Below are 15,161 nucleotides of genomic sequence, written 5' to 3'. Positions count from 1 at the left end.
TCACCAAGCACAACCTCAAGTACCGCCGCTACTACCACCAGTTCGACTACTAAGAGCTGGTCGCAGGTCCGATATCTTGGCTGGTTGATATCTCGACCCTACACAAGGGCGTCCGCATTTGCGCGGGCGCCCTTTTTGCGTTGCTGTCGGCGCAGGGTGTCTTCGGCGGAAAGTTCATCCCGGGCTTGCGGCTCGGAGTGGGACGCGCTTTCCGGTTGGGCTGGGGGAATCGCCAGATTAAGCTGAGAGCTTGCCCCTATGTTTCTAAATGAATACGCTGTGAGCCGAGGGAGACGATTTTCCCCGCAAGCACTCTAGTATGCTAAAGTACCCAGAAGACCGGCGGGGCTATGCCGGTCTTCTGTTCTATGCGAAGCACAGCATGAGGAGGCTCACCAGATGACGGCCACACCGTGGGGATTCCGGGACATATTGCCCGAGGAGGCTCAGGCACGCGAGGAGATCGCATGTACGGTGAAGGGCTGCTTCAGGGAGCATCATTACCTGCCGGTTGAGACGCCGCTGCTCGAGGACAAGGGTTCGCTCGAGGAAGGCGGCCGCATTGCGGACACGCCGTTTAAGCTCTTTGACGATGATGGGCGTTTGCTGGTGGTCCGTCCCGACAACACGCTGCCGATCGTGCGCTTGGTTTCGACCCGCATGCGCGCGGCCGATCTGCCACTGCGTCTTCGCTACGAGGCGCCGGTGGTTCGTGAGTGCCAGCGCAATGCCGGCGGCTCGCGCCAGTTTACACAGCTGGGCTTTGAGCTTATCGGTGCGGGAGATACCGCGGGCGATGTCGAGATTGTCTCGCTGGTAGCCGATGCCGTGCGCAAGCTGGCGTTGCCCGATGCGCGCATTATCGCAGGTAGCGTGCGTCCTTTTAAGGAGCTGCTCGCGGCGTGCGAGGATCGCGAGCTGGCTGCCGAGGCCCTGCGCTGCGTGCACGCCAATGACTTTGTGGGCCTCGATGCCCGCGTGGCGGCAAGCGCCGAGTCCGAGGCCGTCAAGGCCGCCATTAGCGAGCTGCCGCGCTTGCACGGCGGTGCCGAGATACTCGACCGTGTGGATGCGCTGCTGGAAGCTGCCGGTATCGTCGCGCCGCTGACGCGCGAGCTGCGTGCCCTGGTCGAGGGCCTGGCTCCCGAGGACGCCCAGGTGCTGTCCTTCGACTTCTCCATCATGAACTCTTTTTATTACTACACGGGCCTGGTCTTTAAGGCCTATGCCGGTGGCCTGCCCGATCCGGTGGGTTCGGGCGGTCGCTACGACTCCATCTTTACCGGCGCGTTCGGCGATGGCATCGAGGTACCGGCGGCGGGATTTGCCTTTTCGCTCGAGCGTCTGGAGGCCGCGCACACTTCGGCTGAGGACGCCGCTTCCGACGGCGACCACGCCGCGGGCCGTGGTGCTGAGGGTCCGCTGCGCATCGCCGTTCCCAAGGGCTCGCTTAAGGCCGACACGCTCGACGTGCTCGAGGCCGCGGGCCTGGACGTCTCCGAGCTGCGCGACCCCGGCCGTCACCTGATCGTGCGCGGTCGCGATACGCGTGCCGGCGAGGGCGCGGTCGGCGATATCGAGTTTGTCATCGTGCGCCCCAGCGATGCGCCCGCTTTTGTGGGCTGCGGTGGTGCCGATTGCGGCATCTGCGGCTGGGATTCGCTTATCGAGGCCGACCTCAACCTGCTGCAGCTGGTCGATTTGGGTTACGGCCTGTGCACCTTTATTGAGGCTGAGCCCGTTTGGCGCGCCGGTCAGGCCGAGCGCAACTATGCCCGCCGCGGTTCGCTTCGCGTGGCAACCAAGTACCCGCGCATCGCGAGTGCCTGGTATGCCGAGTGCGGCGTCAACGCCGACATTGTTTCGCTGCACGGCAACATCGAGCTGGGACCCATCGTCGGTATGACCGATCGCATCGTGGATATCACCGCCACGGGCGCCACGCTGCGCGACAACGACCTGGTCATCACCGGCCGCATTATGGACTGCACGGCCCGCTTCTTCGTCAACCCGGGTGCCGCGCGCCTGGATCCGCGCGTTCGCAACCTGGCCGATCGCCTGGCGGCTGCCGTGAAGGACAAGCATTTTGAGCCCGTCGCGGGCTCGGCACAATAGCGCGAGCGCGCACGGGCGCCCCAACGTCCGGGCTGCGGGCCGACTGGTGCCGCTGCCCGGCATCTCGTTTTCCAAACGCAACCTCGACCGATAGGGGATACCGATATGAAGACCATCAAGCTTGCTCCCGGTGAGCGCCTCGTTACCAACCAGCTCAACCGCAAGGGTGTGCTGCCGCAAAACATCGTCGACGCCGCCCGCGATATCGTGGCCAACGTGCGTGCCAACGGCGATGCTACGGTGCGCGATTACTGCCAGCGTTTTGACGGTGTCGAGCTGCAAAGCTTTCGTCTGCCGCAAGAGCAGATCGATGCTGCGCTCGAAGGCCTCGACCCGGCCTTTGTCGCCGCGCTCGAGAAGGCTGCGCGCCAGATTCGCGAGTTTCACCAGCGCGAGGTCGAGCAGGGCTGGTTTACCACGCGTCCAGACGGCACGATGCTCGGCGTTAAGGTGACTCCGCTCGCCGCGGCCGGCATCTACGTGCCGGGCGGTCGCGCGCAGTATCCCTCCACCGTGCTCATGAACGCCATTCCTGCCAAGGTGGCCGGCGTCAAGCGCGTGGTCATGGTGACGCCGCCGCAAAAGGACGGCCTGATCAGCCCCTATACGCTCGCCGCGGCCAAGCTCGGCGGCGTGGACGAAATCTATATGGTGGGCGGCGCCCAGGCCGTGGCCGCGCTGGCATACGGTACCGAGACCATTCCGCGCGTCGACAAAATCACCGGCCCGGGCAACGCCTTTGTCGCCGCGGCCAAGCAGATTGTCTCGGGCGACGTGGGCGTCGACATGGTCGCCGGCCCCTCCGAGGTTTGCGTGCTGGCCGATGCCACGGCCAAACCCATGGTGGTCGCGGCCGACCTGATGGCCCAGGCCGAGCACGATCCGCTGGCCGCCTGCTATCTGGTGACCTGCGACGAGCAGTTTGCGCGCGAGGTCGAGGCGGGTGTCGACATTCTGGTGGCGCAGTCGCCGCGTGCCGAGATCACGCGCGCCTCGCTCGACAACGAGGGCACCATCGTGGTGGCCGCCGATATGGCTGCCGCCGTCGAGGCCGTGAACACCGTGGCGCCCGAGCACCTGGAGCTGCACTGCAAGGATGCAATGGGCCTGCTTGGCGGCATTCGCAACGCCGGCGCCATCTTTGTGGGCGCTTGGAGCTCCGAGCCGCTCGGCGATTACGTTGCCGGCCCCAATCACACGCTGCCGACCGGCGGCACGGCCATGTTCTCCAACCCGCTTTCGGTGGAGGAGTTCGTTAAGCGCTCAAGCGTTATCTGCTATACGCCCGAGGGCCTGCTCTCCGACGCTCCCGCTACGCAGCGTTTGGCCGAGGCCGAGGGCCTGTGGGCGCACGCGCTTTCTGCCGCCCTGCGTCGTCGCGTGCTGGAACAGGGCGAGGATTCCGTGAGCGCCGAGTCGCTGGCGGCGGCCGACCTGACCAAGGTTGCCTGGCCGGGCGACGCCGCGGCGACGGTCGCCGAGGGTGTGGACTTGGCGGCTGCGGGCGCGGATGGCGCTAACGCGACCGGCGGGGAGGCCTAATATGGCCGAGCTGACGCCTCGCATGAAGGAACTCGTCCAGCCCTACTTGGCCGGCATTGAGCCCTATGATCCCAACTTTACGCCCACGCGCATCAACCTTTCGGCCAACGAGAACACCTATCCCGTGCCGGCTGGCGTGCGCGAGGCGATCGACGCGGCACTCGCCGCCACGCCGCTCAACCGCTATCCCGACCCCATGTCCAACGACCTGCGCGACGAGCTTGCCGCTTGGCATGGCGTGGCACGCGAGAACATCTGCGTGGGCAACGGCGGCGACGAGCTGCTCTATAACTACCTGCTGGCGTTTGGCGGCGCGGGGCGGACCCTGCTCAACTGCCCGCCATGCTTTAGCGAGTATGCGTTCTTTGCGTCGCTCTGCCAGACCGAGGTGCGCGACGTGTGGCGCGATCCGGTGACCTTTGAGCTCGATCAGGCTGCCGTGCTTGCGGCAGCGCCCGAGTGCAACCTGGCGATTGTGACCTCGCCCAACAATCCCACGGGCGACGTGGCGCCGCTCGACTTTATCGCGGCTCTGTGCGATGCGTGTCCCGGCATGGTGATGGTCGACGAGGCCTACGTGGAGTTTGCTGACGATTCGTTTGGCGCGGCCACCACGGCGCAAGGGCTTATCGCCGAGCATTCCAACCTGGTGATTCTGCATACGCTGTCCAAGGCGTTCGGCGCCGCCGGCACGCGTCTGGGCTATGTGATTGCGTCACCCGAGGTTATTGACGTGTTCGCGGCGATTCGCCAGATCTATTCAGTCAACGTGCTGAGCCAGGCCGCGGCGCTTGCCTGCGTGCGTGCCCGCGATGCGTACGCGCCCGTGGTGGCACGGGTTGCATCTGAGCGCGTGCGCGAGCTGTGCGCCCTGCGCGCAATGGCTGCCGAGGGCCTGCCCGTGGAGGCGTGGCCGAGCGCGGCGAACTTTGTGCTCGTGCGCACGCCGCACGCCACGCGCGTGCGCGAGCGTCTGCGCGATGAGTATTCGATTTTGGTGCGTGACTTTAGCTACGCGCCGGGGCTTGCGGACTGTCTGCGCATTACCGTGGGTACCCCGCAGGAAAACGACGAGGTGCTGGCAGCGTTTGCCGCGCTGGTGAAGGAGGAGATGTAGATGGGCCGTTATGTCGAGGTGACCCGCAAGACGGGCGAGACCGACATTGTCGTTAGACTCGATCTGGACGGATCCGGCGTGTGCGATATCTCGACCGGCGTGCCGTTTTTCGACCACATGCTCAACGCCTTTGGCCGCCATGGCCTGTTCGATTTGACGGTACATGCGATGGGCGATGTGGAGGTCGACGCGCACCACACCGTCGAGGACACGGGCATTGTGCTGGGCGAGGCGTTTTGCCAGGCACTGGGTGACAAGGCGGGCATTACGCGCTTTGCCGATGCGGCGATTGCCATGGACGAGACGCTCGTGATGGCCGCCGTTGATATCTCGGGTCGCGGGCAGGCCTATTGCGATCTGCCCGTGCCGACCGAGCGCGTGGGCAGCTTTGATACCGAGCTGGCCGTCGAGTTCTTCTATGCCTTTGCGCGCGATGCTAAGCTCACGCTGCATGTGCGCGAGCTGGCGGGCGGCAACTCGCATCACATTATCGAGGCAGCCTTTAAGGCCGTGGGACGCACGATGCGCCACGCCTGCGAGCTTGATCCCCGCGTGCAAGGAATCCCCAGCACCAAGGGCTCACTGTAACCGCCATATAGGCAGAAACCACCACAAAGGTGCCTGTCCCCTTTGTGGTGGTTTTGGATGATGGAAAAAGGAGGGTCGCGTGGGCGAACCGAAGATCGTGGTGGTCGACTACCACAAAGGGAACTTGTCGAGCGTCGTGCGCGGGCTTGCGCGCGCCGGTGCCGCTGCCTGCACGTCGGATGATCCGGAACAGATCCGCAAGGCCGATGGCCTGGTCATCCCGGGCGTGGGCGCGTTCTATGACGCGATCGCCTTTATGCGCCAGAGCGGCGAGGAGGCGGCCGTGCTTGACGCCGTTGCCGCCGGAACTCCTCTGCTCGGCATCTGCCTGGGCCTTCAGCTGTTTTTTGAACGCGGCGACGAGGGCGTGCCGGCGGACGAGGGCGCGGACGACGATGCCTCCGAGCAGGCCGGCGGTCCCTGGGTCGATGGCCTGGGCATTATGCGCGGCTCGTGCACGCGCTTGGAATCGAGTCGCCTGAAGGTGCCGCACGTGGGCTGGGACCAGGTGCACATGACGCCCGCCGGCGCGGCCGATCCATTGCTCGCCGGTTTTGCCGAGGGCGCCAACATGTACTTCACCCACAGCTATGCGGTGGCCGACGATGTCGATGCCGCCGATGTTCTGGCGCGCACGCACTACACGCGGAGCTTCCCGTGCATCGTGCGCCACGGCAACGTGTGGGGCTGCCAGTTCCATCCCGAGAAATCCTCCGCGCTGGGACAGCGCATCCTTAAGAACTTCGTCAACATCGTCGAGGAGGCCGGCCGATGATTCTGTTTCCCGCAATCGATTTGATCGGCGGCAAGGTCGTGCGCCTGGAGCGCGGCGACCGGAGCCGCTGCAAGGTATATTCCGACAACCCCGTCGCCGTCGCCCGCTCGTTTGCCGGGCAAGGTGCAAGCTGGGTGCACGTCGTCGATCTGTCCGCTGCCTTTGGCGAGGATGAGGACGCATGCGCTGCCAACTCGACGGCGATCAAGGCTATCTGCGGCGTCGACGGTCTGTCCGTGGACGTGGGCGGCGGCGTCCGCTCGCTCGCACGCATCGACGAGCTGGCCGGCTATGGCGCGCGCCGTATTGCGCTGGGGACCGTGCTGGTGACCGAGCCGGGTTTTGCCGAGGTGGCAGCGCGCGGCTTTGGCGAGCTGCTGGTGGCAGACATCGCCGCCCGTGACGGCCAGGTCAAGGTGAACGGCTGGCGCGATGGCGCGGGCGTGGCGCTCGATGATGCGGTGGCGCAGCTTTCCGAGTTGGGCTTTAAGCATTTGGTGTACACCGACATCGCGCGCGATGGCATGCAGACGGGCATCGACGTGGCGGCGTATCGCCATGTGGCCGAGGTCGCGGGTTTTCCCGTCGTGGCTTCGGGTGGCATCTCGACGCTCGATGACATCCGCGCACTGGCCGCGGTGGGTGAGGGCGCGATTGAAGGCGCCATCACCGGTCGCGCACTCTACGAGGGCAACTTTACGCTGGCACAGGCGCTGGCCGCCGCCCGAGGGGAGGAGTAGCCCATGCTTACCAAGCGTGTGATTCCCTGTCTGGACGTTAAGGACGGCCGCGTGGTCAAGGGCGTCAACTTTGTGAGCCTGCGCGATGCGGGCGATCCGGTGGAGCTGGCGCGCGCCTACGACCGCGAGGGCGCGGACGAAGTCGTGTTCCTGGACATCACTGCGACGAGCGATAACCGTGCGACGACCATTGAGATGGCGGCGCATGCGGCCGAGGAGCTGGCCATTCCCTATACCGTGGGCGGCGGTTTTCGTGACCTGGCGGGCATGCGAACCATGGTGGCTGCCGGTGCCGATAAGGTGTCGCTCAACTCTGCTGCCGTGCGCGATCCGTCGCTGGTCAGCCAAGCTGCCGCTGCATTTGGCAGCCAGGCCGTGGTCGTGGCGATCGATGCCAAGCGTGTTGGTTTGCCCGGTGAGCCGGGAGCCGACAAGTGGGAGGTCTTTACCGCGGGCGGCCGTAACGCCACGGGTATCGATGCGGTGGCGTGGGCCGAGGAAGCGGCTCGTCGCGGCGCCGGTGAGATCTTGCTCACCAGCATGGATCGCGACGGCACCAAGGCTGGCTTCGACCTGGCACTCACCCGCGCCGTGGCGCGCGCGGTGCCGATCCCGGTGATCGCAAGCGGCGGCGTGGGCACGCTCGAGCATTTTGCCGAGGGCGTGATCGAGGGCGAAGCCGATGCCGTGCTGGCAGCAAGTGTCTTTCACTTTGGGACCTTCAGCATTCGCGAAGTCAAAGAATACATGGCCAGCCAGGGAATACCTGTGAGATTGGACTTCTAAATGGAGCAAGTGACAACCGCGGCAGAGCTCAAATACGACAACCGTGGGCTGATTCCTTGTGTGGTTCAGCAGTATGACACCGGTGAGGTGCTTATGGTTGCTTGGATGAACGAGGAATCGGTGGGGCTGACGCTCAAGACCGGTACCACGTGGTTTTGGAGCCGCAGCCGCCAGGAGCTCTGGAACAAGGGCGCGACGAGCGGCAATATGCAGGAGGTCAAGGAGCTCTGGGCCGACTGCGATAGCGATACGCTGCTGGTCAAGGTCGACTCGCCGGGTCCGGCCTGCCATACCGGCAACCGTACCTGCTTCTTTAGAAAACTCGCGTAGGGCGGGCGCTCGACCAGGCGCTTGGCCAACCAGAAAGGATTGAACCATGGGTGTGCGCACCGCGAATGTTCAGGATGGAAATATCGGTGAGACGCTGACGGGGCTCGCCGGGGTGATTCACGGCCGTCGCGACGCATCGCCGCAGGAGAGCTATACCGCTCGCCTGCTGACCGATGTCGAGGACGAGCTGCTCAAGAAGCTTGCCGAGGAGGCGAGCGAGGTCATCATGGCCTGCAAGGATAACGATCACGACCACATCCGCTACGAGGCCGGCGACCTGATCTACCACCTGCTCGTGACGCTCGAGCGCTACGGCATCACCCTCGATGAGCTGGCCGGCGAACTCAACGCCCGCCGTCAATAGTTGTTTAAGAACGTCCCCAACGACTAGTCTTAGGCGAGGGGCGTGGGTTCCCATTCGCCGGTGGCGTGGGGGATATCGAAGGTTCGGTAGCCGCAGTCGTAGGCGTGGGCCTGAGCCTCGCGGATGTTCCAGCAGATGTCGCAGGCGCGGTGTGCGTCCGAGCCAAAAGTAATCGGCACCTCGGCGTGGGCAAAGCAACGCAGCAATCCGGTCGCGGGATAGTAGTCGTCCAAGCCCTTGCGCGGTGCGGCGGTCGAGACCTCAACGCGGCGGCCCGTGCCGTGGGCGCACTCGGCCATCTGCTCCCAAAAGGGCATGGGGTTAAAGTCGGGCGCAAAGCCCTCTTTCGAAAAACGCATGACTAGGTCGGGATGGGCCATCACGTCAAAGTTGAGCGAGCTCTCGCAGGCGCGGCACCAGTCGTCGACATAGCGCTCCCATACGCCGCGCACGCCTAAGTTTTCCCAAACATGCAGGTTGGTATCGTCGTCAATCCAGCCGCAGAGCGAATCGGGCGTGTCGGGGCGAGCGACGTCCTCTATCCCCGCCGTGCTTGCGGCGCCTGCCGCAATATCGCCTGGGTTGCCAATCCAATGCACGCTACCCAGGCGTACGATGGCGCCCTGGGACCAGCTCTCAACCAAAGGCTCGCAACCTTGGTACCAATCGCATTCAAAGCCATAGATAAGCTCGAGCTCGGGTGCGATCTGCGCGGCAAGCTTGCGGGCATCCTCAAAAGCCAGGCGGTGCGCCGGCAAGTCGCCCTCGACGACCTGCACCTCGCAGTTAGCATCCATGCTGGCGGGCAGGGTGAGGTGGTCGGTCGAGACCATGACCCGACAGCCAGCGGCCGCGGCAGCGCGAACGTTTTCCTCAAAGGAGGCATGGCCGTCCGAAAACGAAGTATGGATGTGGCAATCGACCAGCGGGCATGCGGGCATGGCGACTCCTTTGCATTTGGCGAATCCGCTCCATTGTAATGGCACAACTCTCAAAACGCCGGGCACGTCGGAGGTCGAAATCGATTGGAAAGGCTGCGCGGCGCGCGGTGCGGCCTCGCTTGCGCTCTCAAAACGTGTACGTCAGCCTCCAAAACCGACAAAAAATGGCATATTTGGAGGCTGACGTACACATTTGGATAAGGGCGAGGGCGGCGATGGACGAAAGTCACGTCTGCGCCACGTCCGATGTGCTAGCGTTTGGATGAACAAAACGAGCCCGTGCGGAAAGGACCCGGACCGTATGCAATGCGATAGCAAATCACCGCTGTCCCGCGAGACCGATGCGCCCGAAACCATCGTCAAGCTGGAATGCGACATCGACGATGCGTCGCCCGAGGTACTCGCCTACGCCGCCGATCGCCTGCGCGAGGCGGGTGCGCGCGAGGTACACTGGCTGCCCCTCTATTGCAAGAAAGGCCGTCCCGGCTGGCAGCTGCAGGTGCTCTGCTCCCGCGAGGACATTGACCGTCTGCAGACGATCATCTTTTTGGAAACCACGACTAATGGCATCCGGCGCCAGGTCATGGAGCGCGTTTGCCTGCCGCGCCGCTTTGAGCAGGTCGCAACGCCTTGGGGCGAGGTGTCCGTTAAGGTGGCAACCCTGCCCGATGGCAGCGAGCGCGCCGCACCCGAGTACGAGGACTGCGCCCGCCTTGCCCGCGAGCACAACGTGCCGCTCCAACGCGTAATGCAGGCGGCTCAGGGCGCGGTACTACGATTTGAGTAACACGGTCAAGTAACGCGCCGCGCCAACCCTATTTGCCCCATCCCGAAAGGACTTCCCATGAAATGTTTCATCGCCTCCGACATCCACGGCTCGGCATATTGGGCCGAGCGCCTGTGCGACGCCATCGAGTCCGAGCAGCCCGACCGCATCGTGCTGCTGGGCGACCTGCTCTATCACGGCCCGCGTAACGACCTGCCGCGCGATTACGCCCCCAAGCGCGTGATTCCGCTGCTCAACGCCCTGGCCGACCGCATCATCGCGGTGCGCGGCAACTGTGACGCCGAGGTTGACCAGATGGTGCTCGACTTTCCCGTCATGGCAGACTACGCCACGCTGTTCGACGAGGCCGGCCGCGAGCTGTTCCTGACGCATGGCCATGTCTTTGGCGCCGGCATGCACAACAGCGTCGACCACGCGCCTGCGCTGCCCGAGGGCTCCGCGCTCGTCTACGGTCACACGCATATCAAGGTTAACGAGGCAAGCGAGGCGCACCCGGGCCTGTGGCTGTTCAATCCCGGCAGCGTGAGCATTCCCAAGGACGGTACGCACAGCTACGGTATCTATGAGGGCGGTGCGTTCCGCCACGTGATCCTGGAGGAGGAGTAACCATGGCGCAGCATATGGCTCAGCAAAATGCCGAGGGTTCGCGCGACCTGTCGACGCTGGTAGATGCGTCGGCCGAGCTGCAGCATCTGGTGCAGACCATCTGGCGCCTGCGTCAGCCCGATGGCTGCCCGTGGGACCGCGAACAGACGCATCAGAGCATCGGCAAGAACATGATCGAGGAAACCTACGAGGCGCTCGACTGCATTGAGGCCGACGACGCGGCACACCTGCGTGAGGAGCTGGGCGATGTGCTCATGCAGGTCGTGCTGCATGCGCAGATTGCGGCGGACGCCGGTGAGTTTACGCTGGCCGATGTGGCACGCGATATCGACGCCAAACTCATCCGCCGCCACCCGCACGTGTTTGGCGATGCGGATGCCGAGAACTCCGACGAGGTGCTCAAGATCTGGGACGAGGTCAAGCTTGCCGAGAAGGCCGTCAAGGACAAGGCCGTGGCAGCAGGCGAGGCGGTACCCGAGGGCCTGCTCGACGGCGTGCCCACGCATCTGCCGGCATTGATGCAGGCGCAGAAGGTGTCGCGCAAAGCAGCGGCCGTGGGCTTTGAGTGGGAGACGGTCCAGGACGTGTGGGACGAGGTTGCCGAGGAGCGTGCCGAGTTTGAGGCCGAGGAGCCCGGCTCGCCCGAGCGCGAGATGGAGTTTGGCGACCTGCTCTTTGCCCTTGTCAACGTTGCGCGCAAGGAGGGGATTGACGCCGAGAGTGCCCTGCGCGCCAGTACGGCAAAGTTCCGCCGCCGCTGGGCCGCGATGGAGCAGATGGCAGCCGACGTTCACGTGGATCTTGCCGAGCTTTCGACCCACGGCCTCAACGACCTCTGGGATGCCGCCAAGGCGGAGGAGTAAGACTGCGGGAACGACGGGCTGACATGCCTCATCGTTCCCGCTAAATAATTCGAAAAACAATTGTATCCTTCGGCTAACTTAGGGCATAATGCAAAAAGTGCGACGGCTAACTTACGGAGGCGCACCGACGGTGCGCAGTCGGCCAGTCGCTTGCATCCACTACGTTTCCAAGTGAGAGGGAGACAACATGAGCGATATTTTGGACGTCTACGGTCGTGAGGTGCTCGACAGCCGCGGCAATCCCACCGTCGAGGTCGAGGTCGTGCTCGAGGACGGCAGCTTCGGCCGCGCAGTGGTGCCTTCGGGTGCTTCGACCGGCGCCTTTGAGGCCTGCGAGCTGCGCGATGGCGACAAGGGCCGCTACCTGGGCAAGGGCGTTTCGCAGGCCGTCGAGCACGTCAACAACGAGTGCGCTAACGCCGTCGTGGGCCTCGACGCCTTCGACCAGCGCGCCGTCGATGCCGCGCTGATTGCCGCGGACGGTACCCCCAACAAGACCAGGCTCGGTGCCAACGCCATCCTGGGCGTGTCGCTGGCCGTTGCCCGCGCCGCTGCCGAGTCGGCGGGTCTGTCGCTGTACCAGTACCTGGGCGGCGTCAACGCCCACCTGCTGCCCACGCCCATGATGAACATCCTCAACGGCGGCGTGCATGCCGACAATAACGTCGACTTCCAGGAGTTCATGATCATGCCGGTGGGCGCCCCGAGCTTTGCCGAGGGCCTGCGTTGGTGCGCCGAGGTCTACCACACCCTCAAGGGCGTGCTGCACGAGGCCGGCCTGGGCGGCGGCGTGGGCGACGAGGGCGGCTTTGCCCCCAACCTTAAGTCCAACGCCGAGCCGTTCGAGTACATCACCAAGGCCGTGGAGAAGGCCGGCTTTAAGCCCGGCGTCGACTTCATGTACGCCATGGATCCGGCCTCGACCGAGTTCTACAACGCCGAGACCGGCATGTACGAGCTCAAGGGCGAGGGTGTGGAGTACACGAGCGCCCAGATGGTTGATTACTGGGAGAAGCTTGTCGACACCTATCCCATCATCTCCATCGAAGACGGCATGGCCGAGGAGGATTGGGACGGTTGGGTCGAGCTTACCCGCCGCATTGGCAACAAAGTGCAGCTGGTGGGCGACGACCTGTTCGTCACCAACACCGAGCGCCTCAAGAAGGGCATCGAGCTGGGTGCCGCCAACGCGATCCTGGTCAAGGTCAACCAGATCGGTACGCTCACCGAGTCGATCGAGGCCATCGAGACCGCCAAGGAGGCCGGTTACGCCTGCATCGTGAGCCACCGCTCCGGCGAGACCGAGGACTCCACGATCGCCGACCTGGTCGTGGGCGTCAACGCCGGCCAGATCAAGTCGGGCGCCCCGTGCCGCAGTGACCGTATCGCCAAGTACAACCAGCTCATCCGCATCGAGGACGAGCTTGAGGGCAGCGCGCGCTACGCCGGCAAGGCCGCGTTCTACAACATTCGCTAGACAGACGAGCCTGGCGGGGAGGGGGCAGACTCGGCTTTGCCCCGCTCCAGCTAGATGCTACAGAGCGCTATCGGGCGCTGGGCCACACGGCTCAGCGCCTTTTTTATGTCGAGCAAAGGCTGGCGAAGGCGGTGCGCATGCTCGTGCTATAACTAAAGGACTTAGCGCAAACAAACCTCAACCGCACAAGGCGCACATGGATCAGATTTACGACAACAGGTACTATTCCGCCGGTTCGCGTGAGCCGTCGCCTCGCCGTGCGCGCACGGTGCAGCTCGGTGGGTCCGCCTACGCCGGCGCCGACCGCTCCACGCAGCGCCCGACAAGTACCTCGCGCCCCAATGCTCAAGTGAATACTTCGACAGATGGACCAGTACGTCCGACACGTTCGCCGCATTCGTCGCGTCCCTCGGCCCAGACGCACGACAAATCGAGCAGACCTTCGAGCCGTCTTTCGGGCGCGGACTTTATGCGCTACGCCAACGACAATGCGGTGGTCAAGGCGATCTATGACTTTACGCATGGCTCTCTGCGCCTGCTGTTTATCGGTATCGTGGTGGCGCTGGCGCTCGTGAGCCTGTATTTTCCCGTACGCGACCTGTACGTGGCTAAGCGCTCGAGCGACATCTTGGCCAAGCAGGTCGAGATTCGCGAGCAATATAACGACGAGCTGCAAAAAAGCGTCGACAAGCTGCTCTCGGAGGAGGGCATCAAGGATGCGGCGTCCGAGGACCTGGGCCTGGTGATGCCTGGTGAGACTAGGATTGATGTCTTGGGCCTGGACGATGATTCGGACTCGTCGTCGGCTGAAAAGAAGTCGTCGAACGCCAAGAAGGCCAGCGAGGTGGCCAAGGAGATCGAAGAAGTCGGCAAGGACGCGCCGTGGTACATTCAGACGCTCGACATGCTGTTTGGATTTAACGGCGTCGAGGGTCAGACGGTCGCGTCCAGCGGCGAGTAGGCGAGTAACGCCCGGAGGGGAGCCCGCAATGGCAGAGTGCAAACGATATAAGGTGGCCGCGATCGACCTGGGAACGGTGTCGTCGCGACTGGTGCTGGCGCAGGTCGAGGCCGGGGCGATCATGAAATCGTCCAAGCATACCGAGATCACCGACTTGGGCGAGGGCGTGGACGCGACGGGGCGCTTTTGCGAGGCGGCCGTTGAGCGCGTGCTCGCTGCGTGCCGCATGTTTGTGGACGAAGCCCGTGCCTTTGGGGCCGTGCGCATCTGCACCACATGCACGAGCGCCGCGCGTGATGCGTCCAACGCCGCCCTGCTGCTGGACGGCCTGCGCGAGCTGGGGCTCGAACCGCAGGTGATTCCGGGCGAGGTCGAGGCGCGCCTGACGTTTTTTGGTGTGGCGCACGACTTTGCGGGCGAGCGCATCATCGTCGCGGATTCGGGCGGCGGGTCGACGGAGCTTGCGACGGGTGTATACGCTCCGGAGCGCGGGGTCTTTGCGCTGGAGGGCACGCGTTCGCTGGACATTGGCTGCCGTCGTGTAACGGAGCGGTTTTTCTCCGCGTTGCCGCCTTTGGCAGGTGAGCTTGCGGCTGCTGCCGACTGGGCAAACGAGCAGTTTACGGCGTACTTTGAGAGCCTGCCCAACAACTTTGAGCGCGCCGAGCGCTTGGTCGCGGTGGGTGGCACCGTCACCACGCTCGTTGCACTCGTTCACGAGCTGGAGCCGTACGATTCGAGCTTTGTGCACCTGCGCGAGCTTTCGATGGAGCAGGTCTCGACCGCTATCGAGTGCATGTCCGCGCTGGGTGTTACGGGCATTGCCGCATTGCCGGGCGTGCAGTCCAAGCGTGCGGGCGTGATTCTCGCTGGCGCCGTGGTGATTCGCGAACTCATGCGCGCCGGCGGCTACGACACGCTCACAGTAAGCGAGAACAGCCTACTCGCCGGTATGGCAGCAACCATCAACGAGACTCTCGACGGCGCGACCCCCACCATCGCCTGGACCCCCACTCTCAGCACACTCTAAAAGTAGTCTTTTTGGGACGGGGCTTTTTTAGCTACATGGTCCGCCCGAGCCTTTCCGTGAATGAGTTTTCTGGGACGGGGATTAAAAAAGGCTCTGTTAGACCAGGATTGACATACATGTGTCCCCACGGTGCCATATC

Annotated in this window: 16 protein-coding genes; 15 read left to right on the top strand and 1 reads right to left on the bottom strand. The window is 64.1% G+C overall.

Annotated features, from left to right (window positions below):
• Positions 1 to 399: 399 nt before the first annotated feature.
• The 9 genes from hisG to hisE all read left to right on the top strand — a co-directional run bounded on the left by hisG (position 400) and on the right by hisE (position 8,357).
• Positions 400 to 2,115 (top strand): ATP phosphoribosyltransferase, encoded by a 1,716-nt coding sequence (gene hisG, locus DW123_RS09305; protein ID WP_118273731.1) that lies wholly within the window; start codon positions 400 to 402, stop codon positions 2,113 to 2,115.
• Between the two features lie 105 nt (positions 2,116 to 2,220).
• A complete protein-coding gene (gene hisD / locus DW123_RS09300; protein ID WP_118273732.1) occupies positions 2,221 to 3,657 on the top strand; it encodes a histidinol dehydrogenase in 1,437 nt (478 codons plus the stop codon).
• 1 nt (position 3,658) lies between these two features.
• Positions 3,659 to 4,774 carry a histidinol-phosphate transaminase gene (hisC, locus tag DW123_RS09295; protein ID WP_199570219.1) on the top strand — a complete coding sequence of 372 codons (1,116 nt, stop codon included), beginning with the start codon at positions 3,659 to 3,661 and terminating at the stop codon, positions 4,772 to 4,774.
• Positions 4,775 to 5,362: an imidazoleglycerol-phosphate dehydratase HisB gene (gene hisB / locus DW123_RS09290; protein ID WP_117635658.1), complete on the top strand. Its 588-nt coding sequence runs from the start codon at positions 4,775 to 4,777 to the stop codon at positions 5,360 to 5,362.
• A gap of 79 nt (positions 5,363 to 5,441) precedes the next feature.
• Entirely contained in the window at positions 5,442 to 6,137 is a 696-nt protein-coding gene (locus tag DW123_RS09285) for an imidazole glycerol phosphate synthase subunit HisH (RefSeq protein WP_117735545.1), read from the top strand.
• Positions 6,134 to 6,877, top strand: a complete 744-nt coding sequence (locus tag DW123_RS09280; RefSeq protein ID WP_118273733.1) for a HisA/HisF-related TIM barrel protein — start codon at positions 6,134 to 6,136, stop codon at positions 6,875 to 6,877. The genes DW123_RS09285 and DW123_RS09280 overlap by 4 nt, the downstream gene beginning before the upstream one ends.
• Positions 6,878 to 6,880: 3 nt before the next feature.
• Positions 6,881 to 7,663 (top strand): imidazole glycerol phosphate synthase subunit HisF, encoded by a 783-nt coding sequence (gene hisF, locus DW123_RS09275; protein WP_055252389.1) that lies wholly within the window; start codon positions 6,881 to 6,883, stop codon positions 7,661 to 7,663.
• Positions 7,664 to 7,993 carry a phosphoribosyl-AMP cyclohydrolase gene (gene hisI / locus DW123_RS09270; protein WP_118273734.1) on the top strand — a complete coding sequence of 110 codons (330 nt, stop codon included), beginning with the start codon at positions 7,664 to 7,666 and terminating at the stop codon, positions 7,991 to 7,993.
• A gap of 46 nt (positions 7,994 to 8,039) precedes the next feature.
• Positions 8,040 to 8,357, top strand: coding sequence for a phosphoribosyl-ATP diphosphatase (gene hisE, locus DW123_RS09265; protein ID WP_055252387.1), 318 nt, complete (start codon positions 8,040 to 8,042; stop codon positions 8,355 to 8,357).
• A 29-nt stretch (positions 8,358 to 8,386) separates the two neighbouring features.
• Here hisE and DW123_RS09260 read toward each other — a convergent pair whose 3' ends face one another.
• Entirely contained in the window at positions 8,387 to 9,298 is a 912-nt protein-coding gene (locus tag DW123_RS09260) for a PHP domain-containing protein (protein ID WP_118273735.1), read from the bottom strand.
• A 301-nt stretch (positions 9,299 to 9,599) separates the two neighbouring features.
• Here DW123_RS09260 and larC point away from each other — a divergent pair, with 301 nt between their 5' ends.
• From larC to DW123_RS09230, 6 genes are all read left to right on the top strand, one after another.
• Entirely contained in the window at positions 9,600 to 10,085 is a 486-nt protein-coding gene (larC, locus tag DW123_RS09255; RefSeq protein ID WP_233540188.1) for a nickel insertion protein, read from the top strand.
• 57 nt (positions 10,086 to 10,142) lie between these two features.
• The gene (gene yfcE / locus DW123_RS09250; RefSeq protein WP_118273737.1) at positions 10,143 to 10,691 is read left to right on the top strand and encodes a phosphodiesterase; all 549 of its coding nucleotides are present in this window, start codon (positions 10,143 to 10,145) and stop codon (positions 10,689 to 10,691) included.
• Between the two features lie 2 nt (positions 10,692 to 10,693).
• Positions 10,694 to 11,554 carry a nucleoside triphosphate pyrophosphohydrolase gene (gene mazG / locus DW123_RS09245; RefSeq protein WP_118273738.1) on the top strand — a complete coding sequence of 287 codons (861 nt, stop codon included), beginning with the start codon at positions 10,694 to 10,696 and terminating at the stop codon, positions 11,552 to 11,554.
• A 187-nt stretch (positions 11,555 to 11,741) separates the two neighbouring features.
• Complete coding sequence (gene eno, locus DW123_RS09240) at positions 11,742 to 13,031, top strand: phosphopyruvate hydratase (RefSeq protein WP_118273739.1); 1,290 nt, start codon at positions 11,742 to 11,744, stop codon at positions 13,029 to 13,031.
• Positions 13,032 to 13,227: 196 nt separating this feature from the next.
• A complete protein-coding gene (locus tag DW123_RS09800) occupies positions 13,228 to 13,992 on the top strand; it encodes a septum formation initiator family protein (protein WP_233540187.1) in 765 nt (254 codons plus the stop codon).
• Positions 13,993 to 14,020: 28 nt separating this feature from the next.
• Positions 14,021 to 15,022: a hypothetical protein gene (locus tag DW123_RS09230; protein WP_118273740.1), complete on the top strand. Its 1,002-nt coding sequence runs from the start codon at positions 14,021 to 14,023 to the stop codon at positions 15,020 to 15,022.
• Positions 15,023 to 15,161: the final 139 nt, after the last annotated feature.

The organism is Collinsella sp. AM10-26 (assembly GCF_003472525.1).
Taxonomy (GTDB): domain Bacteria; phylum Actinomycetota; class Coriobacteriia; order Coriobacteriales; family Coriobacteriaceae; genus Collinsella.
This window is presented reverse-complemented; position numbering and strand designations above follow the sequence as displayed.

What these genes read in the sequence shown, in the direction of transcription:
- hisG (WP_118273731.1), top strand. Translation starts at nt 400, where the DNA reads ATGACGGCCACACCGTGGGGATTCCGGGACATATTGCCCGAGGAGGCT.
- hisD (WP_118273732.1), top strand. Translation starts at nt 2,221, where the DNA reads ATGAAGACCATCAAGCTTGCTCCCGGTGAGCGCCTCGTTACCAACCAG.
- hisC (WP_199570219.1), top strand. Translation starts at nt 3,659, where the DNA reads ATGGCCGAGCTGACGCCTCGCATGAAGGAACTCGTCCAGCCCTACTTG.
- hisB (WP_117635658.1), top strand. Translation starts at nt 4,775, where the DNA reads ATGGGCCGTTATGTCGAGGTGACCCGCAAGACGGGCGAGACCGACATT.
- DW123_RS09280 (WP_118273733.1), top strand. Translation starts at nt 6,134, where the DNA reads ATGATTCTGTTTCCCGCAATCGATTTGATCGGCGGCAAGGTCGTGCGC.
- hisF (WP_055252389.1), top strand. Translation starts at nt 6,881, where the DNA reads ATGCTTACCAAGCGTGTGATTCCCTGTCTGGACGTTAAGGACGGCCGC.
- hisI (WP_118273734.1), top strand. Translation starts at nt 7,664, where the DNA reads ATGGAGCAAGTGACAACCGCGGCAGAGCTCAAATACGACAACCGTGGG.
- hisE (WP_055252387.1), top strand. Translation starts at nt 8,040, where the DNA reads ATGGGTGTGCGCACCGCGAATGTTCAGGATGGAAATATCGGTGAGACG.
- DW123_RS09260 (WP_118273735.1), bottom strand. Translation starts at nt 9,298, where the DNA reads ATGCCCGCATGCCCGCTGGTCGATTGCCACATCCATACTTCGTTTTCG.
- larC (WP_233540188.1), top strand. Translation starts at nt 9,600, where the DNA reads ATGCAATGCGATAGCAAATCACCGCTGTCCCGCGAGACCGATGCGCCC.
- yfcE (WP_118273737.1), top strand. Translation starts at nt 10,143, where the DNA reads ATGAAATGTTTCATCGCCTCCGACATCCACGGCTCGGCATATTGGGCC.
- mazG (WP_118273738.1), top strand. Translation starts at nt 10,694, where the DNA reads ATGGCGCAGCATATGGCTCAGCAAAATGCCGAGGGTTCGCGCGACCTG.
- eno (WP_118273739.1), top strand. Translation starts at nt 11,742, where the DNA reads ATGAGCGATATTTTGGACGTCTACGGTCGTGAGGTGCTCGACAGCCGC.
- DW123_RS09800 (WP_233540187.1), top strand. Translation starts at nt 13,228, where the DNA reads ATGGATCAGATTTACGACAACAGGTACTATTCCGCCGGTTCGCGTGAG.
- DW123_RS09230 (WP_118273740.1), top strand. Translation starts at nt 14,021, where the DNA reads ATGGCAGAGTGCAAACGATATAAGGTGGCCGCGATCGACCTGGGAACG.